The sequence below is a fragment of the Psychromonas aquatilis genome, from assembly GCF_038155185.1.
GTDB classification, from domain to species: domain Bacteria; phylum Pseudomonadota; class Gammaproteobacteria; order Enterobacterales; family Psychromonadaceae; genus Psychromonas; species Psychromonas aquatilis.
The window spans coordinates 1-214 of sequence record NZ_JBAKAZ010000406.1 but is presented as its reverse complement, the minus strand read 5'-3'; the positions used below and the strand labels follow the sequence as shown (position 1 = coordinate 214).

1 pseudogene is annotated in these 214 nt (G+C 37.4%); it reads left to right on the top strand.

What is annotated here, in order from left to right:
* Positions 1-214: pseudogene (locus V6256_RS15955) on the top strand (hypothetical protein); the annotation flags it as partial.

The window sequence follows — 214 nt, the reverse complement described above, 5'->3', positions numbered from 1 at the left end:
TATTGATTTTCTGCGCTTTAAAATTCCACCGAATGATCAAGTCAGCTTAATTGCACAACAATTATTGATGATGAAATTGGCTGATAATGCAGCTTAAGATTCGCAGTTAAGTGTCGGTTCAAATGTGGCTGTGTTAGTGGGGATGGGGCTAGATCTAGATCTACATCAATACGGTGGTCGTGTTAATTTACATACTCAAATTCAACAAAGTTTG